Genomic DNA, 19,752 nt, shown 5'->3' with positions numbered 1-19,752 from the left:
TATGGATAGTACTGCAAATTCAACTGGAATAAGCCTGCTTGATCCACTTTCACTTTGTACTCGATCCAGCTGTCGCGGTCGTTCTTCCAGATCAGCACACGCTCTTTTCCCTGGAAGTCGCCGGGCTCAGCCAATTGCTGCGGAGACTGGGAATACATATCGGCTCCATGTATTCGATACGTGTCGGAGGCGTTCTCATAGCCCTTATGGATCCAGTCCGAATAAACTTCGGCATAGAACGGATCGCTATCCATAGGCAAGCTGTTCGCGCTTGCGTCTGGGGCATTCGATGAAGCAGCGACGTTCTCAGCAGAGAAAGTACCGGAGGCGTACACCCCTTTTTCAAGGGAAGGGGTGTCAATAACTGAGCCAACAAGTATGAAGATAGTGAGCGCAAGAGCTGTGCATATTAATTTGTTTTTGGAGCGACTTTGCAATGAAGGTCCTCCTTTCATCTGTACGTGTCGCTTAACCGTTCTCCGCTGTCCCGATCAAAAAATAATGTTTTGTGCATGTCAATGACTACGGAAATTTTCATTTCATCATCGTAATGATTGCGTGGGTTCGTACGGACAACTAGAAGGCTGGGCCCTCCGATATCCAGATAAAGGAACCGGTCCGCCCCCATCAATTCGTCGAATTTGTGAATGCCGGTTATGAGTGCGCCTGGAAACGCCTCGAAAACGAGTTGGTCAACGCTTATATTCTCAGGGCGAACGCCAAGTGTTACCGCTTTGCCAACAAGCCGCTTATCCATGAGCCCCTTCGCAATGCCTATAGGGATTTCCAAAGAAAACTTCCTCGTATGGAATTCCAGCTTATCACCGTGTTCTTCCAGTTTTCCTTCAATAAAGTTCATCGGCGGTGACCCTATAAAGCTGGCTACGAACGTATTGGACGGATTGTTGTAAATTTCTTCGGGCGTGGCAATCTGCTGTATGATGCCGTCCTTCATGACGACGATCCGGCTCGCCATTGTCATTGCTTCGGTCTGATCATGGGTAACGTATATCGTTGTTACTTCAAGCTGTTTATGCAGCCGGATCAATTCGGAGCGCATCTGCACCCGCAGCTTGGCGTCCAAATTGGAAAGCGGCTCATCCAGCAGAAACACTTGAGGATTACGGACGATTGCGCGTCCAAGAGCTACACGCTGACGTTGTCCGCCGGACATTTGCCTTGGTTTGCGTTCCAGATACGGCTCGATTTCCAGTATGCGTGCGGCCCTTTTGACTGCGAGATCAATTTCATGCTTAGGCATCTTGCGCAACCGTAATCCGAAAGCGATGTTCTCATAAACGGACATGTTCGGGTATAGCGCGTAGTTTTGAAATACCATTGCGATATCGCGGTCCTTCGGTGGCAGGTCGTTGACGAGCACGTCATTGATATAAATCCCGCCCTTGCTGATGTCCTCAAGGCCAGCCAGCATACGGAGTGTGGTCGATTTGCCGCAGCCGGAAGGGCCAACAAACACGACAAACTCTTTATCTTTAATTTCCAGATTAAAATCTTTCACGACATTTTGCTTGACCTTGCCGTACTGTTTATAGACGTGATCGAACAATATCCGGGACACGGGGCCTGTTCCCCTCCTTCAACATTTCGGCTAAGAAAATTGGTTTAGGCCCATCACTATTGGGTGCCTTTGGCCGCTTTCATCTCTTGGATTTGTTTGTTGGCCCTCTCGGTAGCTTCACGGAATGCCGTGTTCAATTCCATTCTACCGTGAACGGCTGAAACAAAAATGTTCATTAGTTCAGTCTGGGCAATGCCTGTATACTCGGAACTCGGCTCATCCGGAACCGGCGAGAACTGCTTGGGCAGCAACGCGCCGACATTTTTGCCTTTATAGAAAGCGGAATCCTGTCCGAATGACGCTACTATCGATTTATCCTTAAGCACGGGCAGCAGCTTTCCTTGTTTGGTTGCTTCGGTCTGAAACTCGGCTGAGGTTAAGTAAGCCATCGCTTGAAAAGCCTCTTCCTTGTGCTTGCTGGAATTGAACATCGAAATAACGAACGGATACGGTTGGTAGCCGACACCTGCTTTGTCTTTCAACGAGGGGAAAGAAGTGAAATCCCATTGATCTCCGAGGTCGGCGAGAGCCTGCTCGTCAAGTAGCATACCCGCATCGAGCATGGCGACGGTTTGATCTTTTAAGAACAGATCCAGGTTGGCACCTTGGCCCACTTGATCCATATCATAGCCGGGAAGATCGTAGATGCGGAAAATATCTTTCAGGTAGTTTTTATATTCCGGCGTATCGAACGCGACTTTCTCCCCCGTGCTGTCGAACATTTTTTGCGATACTTGATTCAGTCTCATCAAATGAAAGCCCGAAATCATTAATCCGCGGTATTGCACGTCGTTTTCTTTGCGCGTCAGCTTTTTGGTCAAGTCGTACACATCGTCCCATGTCATACTTTCCTTTGGGAAAGCGACGCCGAATTTTTCGAAGATCGCCTTGTTGTAATAGAGCGTATTGGGCGACATGTAGATCGGAAGGCTGTAAAGCTCCTTATTGGTCGACAAGTTTCGGACGACTTGCAGAGCCGCAGGGTCCAGCTGATCCAAGTCATAGTTATATTGTTGAATAAGCGGCGACAAGTCATACTCGCCTTTATATTGGCGAATCGTCGTATCGAATCCGAGACCCGCGGTAGTCATAATCAAATCCGGCAAATTGCCGGTAACGGCCAGCTCCGCCAGCTCCTCATCCACTGGCTTGCCCTTGAAGCCGATAGCCTTGACTTTGATATTCGGATATTTTTTCATAATCGGTTCTGCAAACACTTGCGCAGTCTGCTCTTCACTCCACACTCCGTTGTAATGCATAATGGTGATTTCTACAGGCTCTTGCGGTTTGGTTGATTCTTGTGGTTTAGTTGATTCTTGCGGTTTCGGCGATTCGGTATTCACCGGTTCGACACCCGATTTTCCGCTGCATGCTGCCAACAAAGAGACTGTCAATACACTTGCAAGGATATAGCGCCCCAACTTTTTAAACATATCCATAACCCCTCCTGATTATAAAATGATAATATGGTCTAACCAAATGTTAGTTTGCGAGTGAGTAATTAACCACATTCCGGCCTCACCTATTCATTAAATTGGAAAGAATAAAGCTCCGCATCGCTCATCGTTATTTCCATCGTGACCGGTTTTCCTGATAAGGAAGAAGGGTCTCCATCGGTAAAAACAACCGTCTTGTCAAGAGAGTCTCCAAACAACTCGATTGAGTTTAACGTCCGCTCCCCCGAAACAAGCTTAACTTTCATATAACCTCTTGCAGAAGTAGCGAAGTTGACCGACAGCCGGCCGCCTTCATAGAGGAACGGCTTGGTCGTTATTTGACAAGGCTTATACGTCGCTCTGTATGACACAAACCCGTCTATCCTTATCGTATAGCGCCTCAATTTCGCTGGTTGCTGCGACCAATGTCCTTCTTTAGCATACATGGAAAGCTCATTTGGAGCATAGGGAAGATCGTTTACGGTCTCGATCATTCCGACAGCAGGAAAGCAATCACCGTACACCCAGTTGTACAAATGCTCCAATCCCGGTGTCATAAACGCCTCGTCCCAGCGATTCCAACTGCGCCCGTCGCGGGAACTCATGAATAGGCAATCCGTAATGGTCAGTCCGTATCGCGGATGCACGCACATCCTTTTTTCACGGCTTTGCGCTCCGGCAAAATCGTCAAAATTCGGCGTCCACGCTTTCTTTTCCACATAGCGGGAAGGAAAGCCGACCAAGAGATGCGGAGCCCGATCATACGGCTGAACGGCATTCGTATAGAGCGGGTAGTCCTCGCCCTCACCAAAATAAAGCCGCTCCGGCTTCGTCCATTGTCTAAAATCGTCTGATTCCATCCAGCGGATGTCCCGGATGCCTGCGTTCCAGTCATTGCCCGGAATATCATGAAAATCGCGAATATAGCATCTGTACTTTTTTGCCAGGCCATCCCAGAATGCAACGTTCAGCGAATCGAACTTGCCCTGATTCGTCATCCGCCACGATTTTTGGAATTTTATCCCGTCAGAGCTGGTGTAGCACCATAAATAATTGTCATTCCAGTCTATCGCAGTCGCTTTATAGCGTTCCTCCCCGGGGCAGTCGGGCTTCGAATCCTTGAACACATAAAAGTTGTCAAACTTGGCCGTATTCGAATCGAGAATGATATTGTTGTCCCAAAAGCCCCCGTATTCGCAGATGCCCAAGTTCGGCTTGATCCAATCCTTGCCGTTCTCGCTCTCCGCATAGCATACGGCGATCTCCTCCAGATCATGCCGCGTTACATCCGGATCCAGCATCTCCCAGCCCAGATAATACATCCGATACAAGCCATCGTCCTTCACGATGCAATGATAGTTACATCCGTCGCCTTCCCATGGAGCGTTGTGATGGATCGCGACTTCCTTCGGCTGAAGCTTGTTCAGCTGCCGGACTGCAGTCGTCTTTCCCTTCTCAATCAAATATTCGTCCCAGAACAACTCACGGCGGTTTCCGATCCATATGGCGTCAGTCATGGTCTGACTCTCCTTCTTGACGAGTTTCACACTAGATGTTAAAGCCCTTAAACATAAATCTCCGACGATTCTTCTGCAAGCTGCCTCTTGATATGCAGACAATTAAGCACTTTCTCCTGAATATCCTGGCGCCTGTAATAATAGTGGTTCGATGCTTCGTAGCCGATACGCGAGTCTCTGCTTACGAGCGTATATAACGATTTGGCCACTTCCAGTTCTTCCTCTACAAGATCTGCCAGACGGCTCCGCAGCTTATGCTGCGTCTTTTCGTCCTGCTCCTGAAGCCATAGATCCCTAACCCTTACGAATGACACTTGATTAGCGGTACTGTGAAAATGATAATAAGCGCCCATTGCCATATGGAGAAGCTCCGTATACGCTTTCTGGCTTCCAGGCGACACGGATATCTCCGCCTCCACCAGTAAGTCCAAACCCTCCTTCCACTGTTGTGCCAGTAGATGAAACTGCTTCTCGAACCGCTCGGCCGTATAGATGCTTCTCCAGGTATTCAGGTCGTCGTAAGGAAAGCCTACCATCGTAGCTTTGAACCCCGTCGGTGAAAGGTAGAGTAAATTGACCGGTCCCGAATTTTGCGGTCCTGCATAGATCGTTGTGATATGAAAAGGAAACTGCCGAAAGGCTTCGCTCAATTGATAGATCGCCCTTTCGACCGGCTCTGCCGCATCGCCGAATTTACGCTTGAGCAGCTCCGTTTTGGCGGAAGGTGCAAATCCTATAGTGTCGTTCGGACCCATTGAATCGAGAGTGGACGTTTCCCAGTAATATTCGGAAGCCAGTTCGAGGTTGGGAGACGGGTACCCTCCCAGCGTCCAGCTTAACATCAGCCCCGTAACGCCAGACTCCAGCAAACGCTTCAGATGCTCCTCGATCAAATCCAATACGGGCAAGTAAGGAACGGCAGAGCATTCCCACGAATTGTTGAATTGCACCTTCGCGACCGTCTGAAGTCCGCGCTCCGCTGCCGCTTCCCAGCTGATTTGCGATCTTTCCCCCGGGCCGACGATGGAAATCGAGTAATCCCGCACGCTGCCTTCCGTATCCGCCACATGTGTCGGCATCAGCTCTTCACTTACGCACATAACACGCATGCCATCCGGAAGATTGCGAATGCCCTCGATAAGCGTTTCTCTCTCGAATTTGGTCCAAGCCCAGGTGTAGCATATCAGCTTCGCGTCCGGCTTAGCGCTGAATGCCCCCTCGGCGATGCAGCGATTCAACTCGGTGACGACCTCCATCGGCTCCCTTTCGCGGCAGCGGTCGCATGTCGTCGTTTCACGCTCCGCATGCGAGTAACAGTGGGTTACGTTTTCCGATTTCGTAATGGTAAACAATCCCGCCAGCTCTGGAACCTCGGTGAATAACCTCGCGGTGGCGCTGCGGAGATAGTGCTGAATGTCGGGATGCGATGTGCAAAGTACGGCGTGTATACCATCATGAGAATGCCCCTTCCACTGTGGGTAACGCTTGAAGAAAGAAAGTGGCATCTCGCGCGGTTCGTTGAAATACAGATAGACGCCGATGCCGTACTCGGCCGCACGCTCGGTTAGTCTGCGCAGGCCGTCCAGCCGCTTTTCCCAATGGACTGACAGCTCGGGTGCTGCATCCCAAGGAATCAAGTTATACAGAACTGCATGCAGCCATACGCCATTCACCCCAAGCTCGGACAACGATTCCAACAAGGCGTCCGGATACGGATCTACCTCCGGATCGATCAACGGGTCACCGAACACCGCAAAATAAGAATAAATAAAGCGCAGATCCATCTTCGTCTTACGCTGCGTGTGCCCTCGCTCGAGCAGTGGTCCTCCGCGCCCTTCCATGCACTTGGTTATCCACTGCAAGCCCCTAAGCAGGCCTGGTTCATCTACCGCCTGAATCGTCACGGCGTGGGCAGACACCCCGATCGCATGGCTTTCCGAAAGCAAGCTGTCATTCGTCTTGATGACAAGTTGAACCGTATTGGGTTCCGTACCATCATCCGCCTTTTCCGGATCAAGCTCGCTAGCGGTCATTTCGATCCCCCACCGCTGTTTCATGCGCTGTATGAAACGATCGGCGAAAGCCCGTACATGCTTGCTGCCTGCCGGATAACGTACGCACCAGCCAGAGTCCAGCCGTACACTAGCCTCATCACCTTCGGCCATGGCTTTTGCGCTATCCATTGCAAAAATCTTTCTATCGGAATTCTCACCTGCCGCAAATTGCTTCAGAAAGTCGAAGGGTTGCTCCAGAACCGGATAAGCATCCTCGGGAAAATGCCAGGCGATCTCCCGCCGAAGCTGTTCCGTCTGTTCCTTTTCTTCACTGGTTAGCGGCCGATAATAGACGGCCTCTCTCGCCGGCTTCAGCGATCCCAGCTTGATCCAAAGGAAATCGTCTTCCTTCAGGGCGAATGCAAGCTGATCGTCCGTCCAATCCAGCAGCACAAGCAGCTGCTCATACGTGAGCAAATGCCAGTTAGCACGGATAAGGGTAATATAACCGCGTGACAGCCATAACGGGTCCACCTCCGGGGATGCGGTCAAGCCCATCCCTTCAGCAAGCTCGACCACCTGAGCTGGCCCGGTCTGCAGCAGCTTCGCGATTCGTTCGACCGGCACCATGCCCCAATTCCGCCACACGATCGCTTGCATCGGTGTTGGGAAATGAGCATATTCAAGCGCCTTTTGTCCTTGGTTACTCCGGAATAGGTCAAGCATAAGAATCCTCCTAGTAATCAAAACTGTAATAAAAGGACAATGATTACACGGCAGCGCCGGAGCTATCGCTCCAATTCGCTCCGCTCCACCAGATAGGCTTGCTCAAGGTCGTATCGAAATAAAAATAACCGACCGGCACACCTGTTGGGCGGGCTCCCGTGCTTCCGCTGCTCACAACGGCCGCTTCCTTGTCATTGTACGCTATAGCCGCTGTATCCAAAGCTGTATCCATAACCGTCCTTACCATCCCGTCTGCCTCCAGACAATTCAGCAGCCACGCCTGACCTGCGGCAACTCCGCTGCCGGCCATGCCCGTGAAATCGCAATACATCATTTTCGGTTTTTTGGCCGAAATCTCGTCGCTGATCGAGGCAAAAGGGACAAACGCCTGCCCTCTTTCATTCATAAAAAGAGTGTCGTTGCCTTCAATTACACGCGTAATATACGAGCCCTTGAATGAGCTGGAGCAGGAATAAAGATTGCTTTGAATGACAACGTTGGCATTATCGTTTACGCTTTCCGAGCTGTCTAAAAGAATGACGCAGGATCCCTCTTTACTGTCTGTGTACCCGTTCTCCAGTAGAAAAATGTTGTCACAGACGTTCACGTTCCTATTTGAAAGCGTAAATTCAATAAAGCTGGTCGTACAATTCGAAACGATATTATTGGAAATATTTGTATTCCTAACTCCATTTAGAACGATGCCTTTTTCACAATTGTCAACAAAGTTATGAGCCGCACTGCAGCTTTTACTAATAATCGACAGCCAAATGCCCATGCCGTAACCGAGCGGTTCGCCAACGTTTCTTCCGTTCCTGATCGTATTGTTGGCAACGATAACAGCCGAGCTGTCTATCCCCAAATCCCCGCCATACACACAAATACCGTGAGAAACAAAGCCGTTGACATCATTGTTCAGGATCGATCCGTTGTTCGTTGCAGAAGCAAATACGCCACCGTTCCAGCAATGATTGAATGTATTGTTCTCGATCACATACGAGTCGGAAACATGCGGACTTGTTTGCGTGTCATAGCGCATATCCCAATGCAGAGTGATCCCGCTTGTACTGTCCCGCTCTTGAGGTGATACGTGAGTCGGGATGACATAGCCCACATTCCTGCATGTATTAGAGCTAAACTCAAAATTTGTATTCCACCCGTAATAAACAACAGTAGTACTGTACGTATCCTCAAATATACAATCGGATACATTACAATTTGTCGTTCTATAAAAGAATATAGCTCCACTCGCAACCAATTCATATACGGTAAACTTGCTATAATCATGGCTGTTTTTGGACCCAACGAACGTTATCCCTTTAAAGGTTACGTTCTCAACTCCACCTGTTTTGGGGATACTGTCCAAAACATCGCTATCTGTCGTTAATCCTTGTGTAACCCAAAAGATTTGAGACAACACAATAAAATCGGAGCCGGAAGCATGGTCATATTTAAAACCTGTATGTGTCCCTCCGATTTCCTTGAAAATCCTCATAGGCTTTATTTGAAGCGTATTCTCTGTCTTTCCTGTAACAACCAATAACTCCAATTCATTACTTTTTACAGAAATAACATCGCCTACATGTATACCATTCGGATTCTGTACAGTTACACTTGTACCTTTCACAGATACAGCACTAGTTGTTTTTGTATAACATACATCTTTGGCTTTAATAACTGCATGATTCCCTATAATCGTAATATTGGCCGGTACTACAATAGCCCTGCATCTATAGGTGCCTCTTGGAAAAAACACAGTGCCACCTGTAGCTCTTATGGATTCTATAGCAGCCCGGACAGAATGGGTATCATCCGCTACGCCATCACCGGCTGCACCAAATGACTTGACATTTGCTGCATGATCCGTCAGCGTTGCCGAAAGCTCTTGAGCATATCCTTGCATACTCTCCACATTTTTCTGAATGCCTGCAGCTTTCCCATTATTCGCCACGGATTCTTGCTTTTCCTTAGACATGCCCTTTAGCTCCTTTTACCTGAAAAAGAATACGATTACACAGCAGCGCCAGAGCTATCGCTCCAATTCGCTCCACTCCACCAGACAGGCTTGCTCAAGGTCGTATCGAAATAAAAATAGCCAACCGGCACACCTGTCGGGCGGGCTCCTGTGCTCCCGCTGCTCACAACGGCTGCTTCCTTGTCATTGTACGTTATAGCCGCTGTATCTAAAGCTGTATCCATAAACGTCCTTACCATCCCGTCTGCCTCCAGACAATGCAGCAGCCACGCCTGACCTGCGGCAACTCCGCTGCCGGCCATGCCCGTGAAATCGCAATGCATCATTTTCGGTTTTTTGGCTGAAATCTCGTCGCTGATCGAGGCAAAAGGAACAAACGCCTGCCCTCTTTCATTCATAAAAAGAGTGTCATTGCCTTCAATTACACGTGTAATATACGAGCCCTTGAAGGAGCTGGAGCAGGAATAAAGATTGCTTTGAATGACAACGTTGGCATTATCGTTTATGCTTTCCGAGCTGTCTAAAAGAATGACGCAGGATCCCTCTTTACTGTCTGTGTACCCGTTCTCCAGTAGAAAAATGTTGTCACAGACGTTCACGTTCCTATTTGAAAGCGTAAATTCAATAAAGCTGGTCGTACAATTCGAAACGATATTATTGGAAATATTTGTATTCCTAACTCCATTTAGAACGATGCCTTTTTCACAATTGTCAACAAAGTTATGAGCTGCACTGCAGCTTTTACTAATAATCGACAGCCAAATGCCCATGCCGTAACCGAGCGGTTCGCCAACGTTTCTTCCGTTCCTGATCGTATTGTTGGCTACGATAACGGCCGAGCTGCCTATCCCCAAATCCCCGCCATACACACACATACCATGAGAAACAAACTCGTCGACATCATTGTTCAGAATCGACCCGTTGTTCGTTGCAGAAGCAAATACGCCGCCGTTCCAGCAATGATTGAATGTATTGTTCTCGATCACATACGAGTCGGAAACATGCGGACTGTTTAGCGTACCATAGCGCATATCCCAATGCAGAGTGATTCCGCTTGTGCCGTCCCGCTCTTGCGGCGATACGCTAGTCGGGAGGACATAACCCACATTCCTGCATGTATTAGAGCTAAACTCGAAATTTGTATTCCACCCGTAATATACAACAGTTGTACTGTACGTATCCTCAAATATACAATTGGATACATTACAATTTGTGCTCCTATAAAAGTGTATAACTCCACTCGCAACCAAATCATATACGGAATACTTGCTATAATCATGGCTGTTCTTGGACCCAACGAACGTTATCCCTTTAAAGGTTACGTTTTCAACTCCGCCTGTTTTGGGGATATTGTCCGAATGATCGCTATCTGTCGTTAACCCTTGAGTAACCCAAAAGATTTGAGAGAATACAACAAAATCTGAGCCGGAAGCATGGTCATATTTAAATCCTGTATGTGTCTCTGCAATTCCCTTGAAAATCCTCATAGGCTTTATTTGAATCGTATTCCCTGTTTTGCCTGTTACAACCAACAACTCCGATTCATTACTTTTTAAAGAGATAACATCGCCTACATGTACACCATTCGGGTTCTGTACAGTTACACTTGTACCGTTCACAGATACAGCGCTAGTTGTTTTTGTGTAAAAAACATCTTTGGCTTTAATAACTGCATGATTCCCTGTAATAGTAATATTGGATGGTACTACAATAGCCCTGCATCTATAGGTACCTCTTGGAAAAAACAATGTACCTCCTGTGGCTCTTATGGATTCTATAGCAGCCCGGATTGCATGGGTATCATCCGCTACTCCATCACCGGTTGCACCAAATGACTTCACATTTGCTGCATGATCCGCCACGGATTGTTGCCTTTCCTTAGACATGTCCTTTAGCTCCTTTTATCTTTTAAAGAATACGATTACACGATAGCACCAGAGCTATCCTTCCAATTCGCTCCGCTCCACCAGACAGGTTTGTCCAAGGTCGTATCGAAATAAGAATAGCCTACCGGCACGCCTGTCGGACGGGCACCCGTGGCACCGCTGCTCACAACGGCCACTTCCTTGTCATTGTACGTCATAACCACTGTATCCAAAACCGTCCTTACCGTCCCGTCTGTCTCCAGACAATTCAACAGCCACGCCTGACCTGCGGCAACTCCGCTGCCGGCCATGCCTGTGAAATCGCAATGCATCATTTTCGGTTTTTTGGCCGAGGTCACGTCACTGATCAAGACAAAAGGAACGGCCGCTTGTCCCTTCTCGTCCATAAAGAGCGTATCGTTGCTTTTAATTATACGTGTAACATACGAACCTTTGAACGCGCTTGGAGACAAGGAATATAGATTGCTTTGAATGACAATATTGGCATTGTCGTATGCGCTTTCCGAGCTGTCTAAAAGAACGATGCACGATCCCGCTTTACTGTCTATGTACCCGTACTCCAGTAGAAAAATGTTGTCGCTGACGTTCACACTCACATTTCGAAGCGTAAATTCGATAAAGCTGGTCGTACAATTCGAAACCATATTGTTGGCTATATTGGTATTACTCACCCCATTTAGCACAATGCCTTTTTCACAATTGTCAATAAAGTTATGAGTCGCGCTGCAGCTTTTACTAATAATCGACAGCCAAATGCCGATGCCGTAACCTAGAGGATCGCCAGTGTTTCTTCCGTTCCTGATCGTATTGTTGGCAACGATAACGGCCGAGCTGTCTATCCCCAAATCCCCGCCATACACACATATACCATGAGAAACAAAGTCGTTGACATCATTGTTCAGGATCAATCCGTTGTTCGTTGCAGAAGCAAATACGCCGCCGTTCCAGCAATGATTGAACGTATTGTTCTCGATCACATACGAGTCGGAAACATGCGGACTGGTTTGCGTTTCATAGCGCTGATCCCAATGCAGAGTGATCCCGCTCGTGCCATCCCGCTCTTGTGGTGATACGCTAGTCGGGAGGACATAGCCCACATTCCTGCATATGTTAGAGCTAAACTCAAAATTTGTATTCCACCCGTAATAAACAACAGATGTACTATATGTGTCCTCAAATATACAATCGGATACATTGCAATTTGTGGTCCTATAAAAGAATATAGCTCCACCCGCAATCAAATCATATATGGTATACTTGCTATAATCATGGCTGTTCTTGGACCCAACGAACTTTATCCCTCTAAAGGTTACGTTTTCAACTCCGCCTGTTTTAGGGTTACTGTCCAAACTATCGCTATCTGTCGTTAATCCTTGAGTAACCCAAAAGATTTGAGGCAACACCATAAAATCCGAACCGGAAGCATGGTTATATTTAAATCCTGTATGTGTCTCTGCAATTCCCTTAAAAATCCTCATAGGCTTTATTTGAATCGTATTCCCTGTCTTGCCTGTTACAACGATCAGATCCGTTACATCACTTTTCAAAGAGATGACATCGCCTACATTTACACCAGACGAATTCTGTACAGTAACACTTGTACCGTTCACAGATGCAGCGCTAGTTGTTTTTGTATAAAATACATCTTTAGCTTTAATAACTGCATGATTCCCTATAATTGTAATATTGGCTGGTACTACAATAGCCCTGCATCTATAGGTGCCTCTTGGAAAAAACACAGTACCGCCTGTGGTTTTTATGGCTTCAATAGCAGCACGGATTGCATGGGTATCATCCGCTACTCCATTACCTGTTGCACCAAATGACTTCACATTGATTACAATATCCGCCAACTTTGCTGAAAACTCTGCGAATATTCCTGGATAATCTCTTCCAAGTTCTTCTAAATTGCCTACAGCCTTTCCATTTGCGCTATCCACTACATCATCAATTTGACGGGTAAATGCCTTGGCGCCACCTAAAAATGCTCCTGCGACCATAGCTGTACCAGCTGCACTTAATAACTTCCTTCTACTCATCTTCGTATCAATGATACTGGTATTCGCCTTGGATTGTTGCTTTTCCTTATTCATGTTTTTAGCTCCTTTAATATGATACTTTCATAATGATCAGACCATATAAGATGCATGTAAAACAATCCGGAGAAGAGCTCCGCGCACAGCTTTGGGAGAAACTTCTAGTTCAGTCCAAAAAATTTCCTGGCATTTTCCCGAGCGATTTTATTAAACACGGCTTCGCTGATTTTTTGGCTATCACGCCAATCGATCAGCAGATCGATCAATGGAACTGGCATGGTTGGAAAACAAATATCGGTACCGAAAAACAATCTGTCCTGGAATTCTTCCAGGAATTTAGGCCCGTACTCTGGATCGCGGGCTATAGCATTGCAAGCCGTATAATCGGCCAGATCACCATAAAGATTCGGGTATCTCCGGAACAGCTTGGGCACAACCCCTTCTTCCTTTATTGGCCCTTGAGGCAATCTGCCGACCATACCACCGTTCAAACCGAAAATAAACGCTCTTTCTCCCGGCGTTTCCAAACGGCCAATTTCCGCCCAAAATACTGGTCCATGTCCAAAAATGATCAAATCCGGGTACCTTTGCAAAGTATGCTCCAGTTGCGGCAAGCCGGGGTCGTCATATAAGCCGAAATCGTTCCCGACCTGGTCGGAGCCGTCAAAAACGATTGGCAAGCCTACACGCTGCGCATGCCGAAACAAATTTTGCACTAACGGATCCATCAGAGGCAAATTGATCATGACCTCACCAATCCCCTTGCAGCCTCTTTCCTTGTAATAAGAAAGTATGCGGTCAAGCGGCGCTTCCGCCGAATTCGTCAGGGCGCGCGGATCTACATTGCAGTAAGGAATAAACCGGTCAGGGTATTTCTCAGCCATGTCGAGAATATCTTCGTTCGCTTGAGGAATATAAATTTCGGGACTTACGATCGGGAGCAAGACTCCCTTCTCGATTCCCAGTTCGTCATACCGTTCAATGAGCTGCTCTGCACTGCAAAACTGGACGACAAAAGGAACCGGCTTTCTGTATGCATGCGCATGGATATCAATAAACATTTGTCCTGTCACCTCAAACCTTTATGAATGAATCAAATAATCGTATACTCTGTAAAATAATCTCTCGATACCGCTGCGATGCTGCTATGCTACATGACCTCACCTCCGTACTGTAATAAGCCGGCATGACTCATTCACGCTCCCGAGCACATGCTTTTCGGTTCAATTCTGTTTCATATACCATTCGTTCACTTCTTGCGTAATCTGGCTTCCGCCAAGTCTGTTCCTTTGATCGACAAACCGGTCGAATTCGTCAATCGGTGCCCCCATAATTATTTTTGTATACGTTTCTATTTCCATGGCATACGCTGTTGAGCCCTTCAATGCCATCGTCTTGGTAGGTGTCCCGAAGTACGCGCTCTTGATCTGCTTGTTCTCATTCAAGTACTGATCAAGAATGCCGAACGACCCTTTGTCGCTGTAGACACGCTCCATTTCCCAGTCATTAACGTCGCCGTTTGACTGATAATTAATGATCATGTCATAGATATTTCTCTGATCCATCCTTAACTTGGATGTGTCGCCGGTTTGCAGAGCAGCAGCTATACTCCGCTGTGTGTCCAGACTGTCTTCCGGCGGCCATACCTTGAACGGGGCATATTTGAACGTCTCCACCCCATTGTTTATGAAATATACCGGATTCGGATGCTCTCCATAACCTTTTTCCGCGTACAGGTTGATCATCTTCAAGAGCGCTTCCGGGTGCTTCGTCCCCTTCTTCACAACATAATAGTTGTAGATCGTCGCGGCTGGAGTTTGCGCCAAAGCCGGTTTATCATCAGTGGAAACGAGCGGATAAGAACTCCATTCCGCCTTGGGATCATTTTTCTTGCTATCTTTTAGTGGAAATATCGGGCTTGACATTGAGCTGAACATAAAACCGATTTTACCAGCCTTAACATCCTCCGCCGCTTTGTCGAAAGGCTTGACACCGAACTCTTTGTCGAACAGCCCCGCCTTGTACATATCCTGGAGTTTCTGCAGCGCCGGCTTTATCTCCGGTTGAATACTGCCATATACAAGCGCACCTGATGCATCCTTCAAATAAAATCTTGGATAAGCGTGATAGCCGCTGAAAAACCCGTCTATGAGAAGCTCCTTCGACAAAAACATGCCGTACGTATCATTCTTGCCATTGCCGTCCGGATCTTGCTTGGCGAATGCTTCGGCAATCTGGAACAGATCGTCCATCGTCTTCGGCTCGGGTAAACTCAGCTTCTGCAGCCAGTCGGTCCGAAGCCATATCATCTGCGCGTTTTCAATCGTCGCACCGCTTTCCGGGATCGCCATCAGCTTGCCGCCGATCGTTGCAGCTTCCAATGCTTGGGTGCCGACCTCCACATGCAGCTTTTTTGTAAGCGGCGAAGCGTACATGTCGTAAATGTCGGTCAGATCCAACAGCATGTCGGCATCCGCAAGCTGCTTCAATTGAAGGGCGTTTACCAGCGTAAAATCCGGCATATGGCCTGAAGAGAACGCAACATTCATCTTCTGCTCGGCTTGATCGTTTCCGATTACCCAGTCGTATTTCAGCTTGATTCCCAGCTCATCCAAATACGCTTTCGTCCAAATATTATTTTCAATCGTTTCTCCCGTATTGTACTTATAGGTAGCATCGACGATACGCGCGCTCGTAATCTCAATCGGCGGGTCGTATTTGCCAAGCAGCTCAGTGACTGCCTGGCTCTCCGCTCCCCCGCTGCCGGTTTCTATAAGGACAGCTTCAGAAGGTTTATTCCTGAGCTGATTGTCTCCTGAGCCCGACTTGGAGCTGGCTGCAGTGAAGAAAAGAAGCTGCGACGCTGCAATGACCATTATGATTTGGGTCCACATTTGCGTTCCTTTCATCGTTGTATCCCCTTTGCAAACATTATTTGTTTGTTAACTTGATTATAAAAAGAGATTGGAGCTGCGGCTATCGTACATTTTCAACTTTCGTCATCCGTATTCTACTTGTTGAACCGATCCCACTGAACAAAGGAATTAACACAACCATAAAGGCAAATACCAATTTTGCAAAAATCGACCGCATCATGTTTTTGACCCCCTTACAGAAAAGACACTGCTCTCACACCATATTCTTCGGTATTTCTCCTTCCGCAAACCTCTGAGCCGCCGCAGCCAGACTGAGAAGAACGAAATCGATCGGCCGGTTCAATTTGTACTTGTGCACAGCGCATACAAATCCGCATCTTTCAACCAAAACCGGAACCGAACCGGTTTATTCTTAACCGCATCAAGACTCGCTCCGGATGTCCAACGCACTTCGCCCTCCAGTTCATCGCCGTACATCGGTTCCATGTCGTCGAACGACATGCCGGGAAGCACGCGCTCATGTTCGTCCAATACCTCGACCTTGATCAGTCCGGCCGCGGAGGTCGCATAATTGAGCAGCAGACGGGTTCCTGCGAATCGAACGACCCGGGTTGTAAATTCGCCCCCTCCGTACCCCGCATAGACGGATGCGAATCCGTGTTTCCGTACAGTCACTCTGCGCAATCGGCAGTCGGTCATCCGGTAATGTTCCAACGCATAAAGCGAAAATTCATTGTAGGCGGTTTCAATGCAACCGCAAGCGACCATTTGATTGCGATCGGTCCAGTTTCTTAGGTCGCCGCCCGGCCGCAGCCATGCTTCCATAAACGTCCGATCCCAATGTACTCCGTCTCGGCTCGTCATCATAACAGCATCACTAACGCCTGGATAAGGATGGTCCTCCACCGTTTGCCGCGATTCGAACAATCTCATCGGAAACGCCATGTACAGATGCTCCGCTCCGGGGCATAGGATCGTCGCATTCGTGTAGAAATGCTCCAGAGGGCTCCCCTTTCCATATTCGTTTCTTGTCTGCGGTCCCCAATCCGTAAAATTGGGGGAGAGCGTGCTTTGTATAGCGCGGTAGTAATGATCACTTGGTTCCCAGTAGCGATTATAGCATCGATACTGCTTTAGGTTGACATCCCAGAACGCCACATTTTGCGAGTCGAAGCCGCCGTCGCCAATAATGGGCTCCTCGCGCGTTCTCGACCAGCGAATTCCGTCTGTAGATACATAGCCGTACATCGAACCGTTGCGCAAATGCGGCGAAGTCGTGTACTGCCCTCCGACTCCTTTGTACCGTTCATGGGCCGGCACCTTCGGATTGCCATCAAGAAATGGCGAGAAATTGTGCGCATCCTGGCCTTGCAGCACTACATTGTTATCCGAAGTCCCCTGGAATTCGAACAAGCCGATCCTCGGCCTTGCAAAATGAATACCGTCCTCACTTTCCGCACAACATACCACCTGTTCCTCCGACATATCATCAGGCGAATATCCGCGATAATACAGCCGGATTAGACCGCCATCCCTGATCGCCGTAACATAGCCGCAGTGCGGCCCCTCCCAAGGGCGATCGAACGTCAATACGACTTCTTGCCGCTGGGGCTCGTGGAGACGCAGCCTGACATTGCGTTTATGTGCGATCAACCATTCGTCGATGAACATTTCTTTTCTTGAGCCGATGTACACTGCTTCATTATTCATAGCGCCGATGCCCTTTCGCCTTTCCGATCATTTCGTCGTTCCCCCCGAACCGCTCCGTCTCCCGAACAGTCCGACTCTACAAGCTTATCTGCTGAAGAGTTCCCGTCTTGGCTGATTCTCTAGCTTTCAGACAAGTCAGCACACTGAGAATGCCCGTAGCCAATCGTTGCTACTCTAATCACGCTTCTATCTCTCCCTGTCACACTTTTCAAAAATTGCAGGAATTGGATCGATTTCTCCGGATTTTTATTCCTTTTCGCAATATAGGTGCCTTGTTTATTAATTTAATTATAAAAAGAGATCGGAGCTGCGGCTATCGTACATTTTCAACTTTCGTCGGCCGTATTCTACTTGTTGAACCGATCCCGGTATTCCTGCGGTGTGATACCTTCTCTGCGCTTGAACAAGCGGGCGAAATAAGTCGACGTTTCTATTCCTATGCTCCTGGCGATTTCGTGTATTTTGACCTGCGTTTCAGCGAGATACGATTTCGCCCTCTGCATGCGAATGTCGTTAATGTAGTCGACCAGTCCGATTCCTGTCGTCTGCTTATACAGCCGGGACAAATAAATAGGGTTCAAGTAAACCACATCGGACAGCGCAGTCAGCGATAAATCCCGGTCAAGATTATCCGCTATATATGCATGCAGCTTGCGGATAACCTGGTGAGTCCGCTCGCGCTGATCCGCGATACTTTCGTCCAAGAGCCGTTCTGACAGCTTGCTCAAATCCTCAAGTGCGATCATATAGGGCTTCTCCGCTCGGAACTCCAGGATCGACTCGATCCCTGTATCGGCTTGCAGCAAATGCGGCGCCCACCGGCTCATCTCGGACAATAGGTGGGCAGCAAGTGAGTAATACACTTCAAGATACAGAGAAGTATTGAACCCGGATGCGAGGCATGCTTGCAGCTCTTGAACCACCTCTGCAAACCGGTCATGCTGGCGCCGGTCCGTCAATTCGATGTCGCCGAGCCGTCGAATAATCGTCTGTACCGATTGACGATGACTGTCTGAAGCAACGGAGGGTGCATCGGCAAATGGCGTACCCTCGCACACGATCATTTCTCCACTGCTGCCGAGGCCTCGTACGAGCAGTTTGCGCAGGCGCTCGAATACTTGATAAAGCCGATCCCACTGAACCGGGCCTTGTCCGACGGCGAAAGAGACGGGAAGTTTGCACAGCTGCTTCATGGAAGAGCGGATCATCTCCAACGTTTCCACGATAAACAAGCGAAACTGATGCTCCCCAGAGTAACGTTCATCAGCTTCCGGCCCCCCCTCCCTTTCACTCCCTTGCACGAACATCGCAAAATGGGTGCTATCGAGCGGAATCATATAGAATTCCTCAGAGACAAAATATTCCCCGCTCATGTTCTGCAGCGCATAGGCCAACAACGCCCGATCCGCAGCGCTTTCGTAACCTTTCCAATCGTCAACACGTCCGATAATCGGCCAGACCGGTTTGGAAGCGTCGAGCGGAATGTGCAGCTCGGCGAACGTTGAGGGCGTAATGTCCACAGTTGCGAAGATGCCATTGCAAATTTTACGCAAATGCTCCTTGCTTAAAGCGGGGAGTGCCTCATGGAGCTGCTTGCGCGCCTGATCTATGAACGCTTCGTTTCTCCGCTCCGCTTCCAGACTGTCTAGTGCTCTTTGCACGGCGGCGACGATATTATCGTCTTCCTCGGTTTTCAACATATAATCAAAAATGCCGCTTCTCAAAGCATTGTGAGCATAATGAAAGTCGTTGTGACTGGTCAAAAAAATGACTTTGCACTGCGGCCACAAACGGTGTATTTCCCGCTGCAGCTGCAAACCGTCCATTCCGGGCATTGCGATGTCGCTTAATACGACATCGCATTTCGTCCTTCCGAGCAGCTTCAGCGCCATTTTCCCGGAATACGCACGATAAATGTCCAAGTCGGCAATGGCCGATTGTTCGAATAATTCATAAATGCCATCGGCAATCACTTTCTCATCGTCTACGATCAGCAGCCTGTTCATTGCAAATACCT

At 48.3% G+C, this 19,752-nt stretch carries 12 protein-coding genes; all 12 read right to left on the bottom strand.

Annotated features, from left to right (window positions below; translation table 11 throughout):
- Positions 1-437 (bottom strand): hypothetical protein (locus tag J2Z66_RS30520; RefSeq protein WP_209976543.1); only part of this gene is annotated, 437 nt, incomplete at its 3' end.
- A gap of 14 nt (positions 438-451) precedes the next feature.
- The gene (locus J2Z66_RS30515; RefSeq protein ID WP_209976542.1) at positions 452-1,579 is read right to left on the bottom strand and encodes an ABC transporter ATP-binding protein; all 1,128 of its coding nucleotides are present in this window, start codon (positions 1,577-1,579) and stop codon (positions 452-454) included.
- Between the two features lie 56 nt (positions 1,580-1,635).
- Positions 1,636-3,012, bottom strand: coding sequence for an ABC transporter substrate-binding protein (locus J2Z66_RS30510; RefSeq protein WP_209976541.1), 1,377 nt, complete (start codon positions 3,010-3,012; stop codon positions 1,636-1,638).
- A gap of 89 nt (positions 3,013-3,101) precedes the next feature.
- Positions 3,102-4,532: a hypothetical protein gene (locus J2Z66_RS30505; protein ID WP_209976540.1), complete on the bottom strand. Its 1,431-nt coding sequence runs from the start codon at positions 4,530-4,532 to the stop codon at positions 3,102-3,104.
- A gap of 47 nt (positions 4,533-4,579) precedes the next feature.
- The gene (locus J2Z66_RS30500; protein ID WP_209976539.1) at positions 4,580-7,252 is read right to left on the bottom strand and encodes a hypothetical protein; all 2,673 of its coding nucleotides are present in this window, start codon (positions 7,250-7,252) and stop codon (positions 4,580-4,582) included.
- Between the two features lie 43 nt (positions 7,253-7,295).
- Positions 7,296-9,227, bottom strand: coding sequence for a right-handed parallel beta-helix repeat-containing protein (locus J2Z66_RS30495; protein ID WP_209976538.1), 1,932 nt, complete (start codon positions 9,225-9,227; stop codon positions 7,296-7,298).
- 35 nt (positions 9,228-9,262) lie between these two features.
- On the bottom strand, positions 9,263-11,113 hold the full coding sequence (locus J2Z66_RS30490; protein WP_209976537.1) for a right-handed parallel beta-helix repeat-containing protein: 1,851 nt from the start codon (positions 11,111-11,113) through the stop codon (positions 9,263-9,265).
- Between the two features lie 35 nt (positions 11,114-11,148).
- Positions 11,149-13,206: a right-handed parallel beta-helix repeat-containing protein gene (locus J2Z66_RS30485; RefSeq protein ID WP_209976536.1), complete on the bottom strand. Its 2,058-nt coding sequence runs from the start codon at positions 13,204-13,206 to the stop codon at positions 11,149-11,151.
- A gap of 104 nt (positions 13,207-13,310) precedes the next feature.
- The gene (locus tag J2Z66_RS30480) at positions 13,311-14,210 is read right to left on the bottom strand and encodes an amidohydrolase family protein (protein ID WP_209976535.1); all 900 of its coding nucleotides are present in this window, start codon (positions 14,208-14,210) and stop codon (positions 13,311-13,313) included.
- Between the two features lie 162 nt (positions 14,211-14,372).
- Entirely contained in the window at positions 14,373-16,058 is a 1,686-nt protein-coding gene (locus J2Z66_RS30475) for an extracellular solute-binding protein (RefSeq protein WP_209976534.1), read from the bottom strand.
- Positions 16,059-16,364: 306 nt separating this feature from the next.
- Positions 16,365-17,735: a glycoside hydrolase family protein gene (locus J2Z66_RS30470; protein WP_209976533.1), complete on the bottom strand. Its 1,371-nt coding sequence runs from the start codon at positions 17,733-17,735 to the stop codon at positions 16,365-16,367.
- A gap of 347 nt (positions 17,736-18,082) precedes the next feature.
- On the bottom strand, positions 18,083-19,741 hold the full coding sequence (locus J2Z66_RS30465) for a response regulator (RefSeq protein WP_209976532.1): 1,659 nt from the start codon (positions 19,739-19,741) through the stop codon (positions 18,083-18,085).
- Between the last annotated feature and the right edge of the window lie 11 nt (positions 19,742-19,752).

The sequence above is a fragment of the Paenibacillus eucommiae genome (assembly GCF_017874215.1).
In the GTDB taxonomy this organism is placed as follows: domain Bacteria; phylum Bacillota; class Bacilli; order Paenibacillales; family NBRC-103111; genus Paenibacillus_AI; species Paenibacillus_AI eucommiae.
This window is presented reverse-complemented; position numbering and strand designations above follow the sequence as displayed.

Coding starts and splice junctions, on each gene's coding strand:
- J2Z66_RS30510 (WP_209976541.1), bottom strand. CDS start 3,012: ATGTTTAAAAAGTTGGGGCGCTATATCCTTGCAAGTGTATTGACAGTC.
- J2Z66_RS30505 (WP_209976540.1), bottom strand. CDS start 4,532: ATGACTGACGCCATATGGATCGGAAACCGCCGTGAGTTGTTCTGGGAC.
- J2Z66_RS30500 (WP_209976539.1), bottom strand. CDS start 7,252: ATGCTTGACCTATTCCGGAGTAACCAAGGACAAAAGGCGCTTGAATAT.
- J2Z66_RS30495 (WP_209976538.1), bottom strand. CDS start 9,227: ATGTCTAAGGAAAAGCAAGAATCCGTGGCGAATAATGGGAAAGCTGCA.
- J2Z66_RS30490 (WP_209976537.1), bottom strand. CDS start 11,113: ATGTCTAAGGAAAGGCAACAATCCGTGGCGGATCATGCAGCAAATGTG.
- J2Z66_RS30485 (WP_209976536.1), bottom strand. CDS start 13,206: ATGAATAAGGAAAAGCAACAATCCAAGGCGAATACCAGTATCATTGAT.
- J2Z66_RS30480 (WP_209976535.1), bottom strand. CDS start 14,210: ATGTTTATTGATATCCATGCGCATGCATACAGAAAGCCGGTTCCTTTT.
- J2Z66_RS30475 (WP_209976534.1), bottom strand. CDS start 16,058: ATGAAAGGAACGCAAATGTGGACCCAAATCATAATGGTCATTGCAGCG.
- J2Z66_RS30470 (WP_209976533.1), bottom strand. CDS start 17,735: ATGAATAATGAAGCAGTGTACATCGGCTCAAGAAAAGAAATGTTCATC.
- J2Z66_RS30465 (WP_209976532.1), bottom strand. CDS start 19,741: ATGAACAGGCTGCTGATCGTAGACGATGAGAAAGTGATTGCCGATGGC.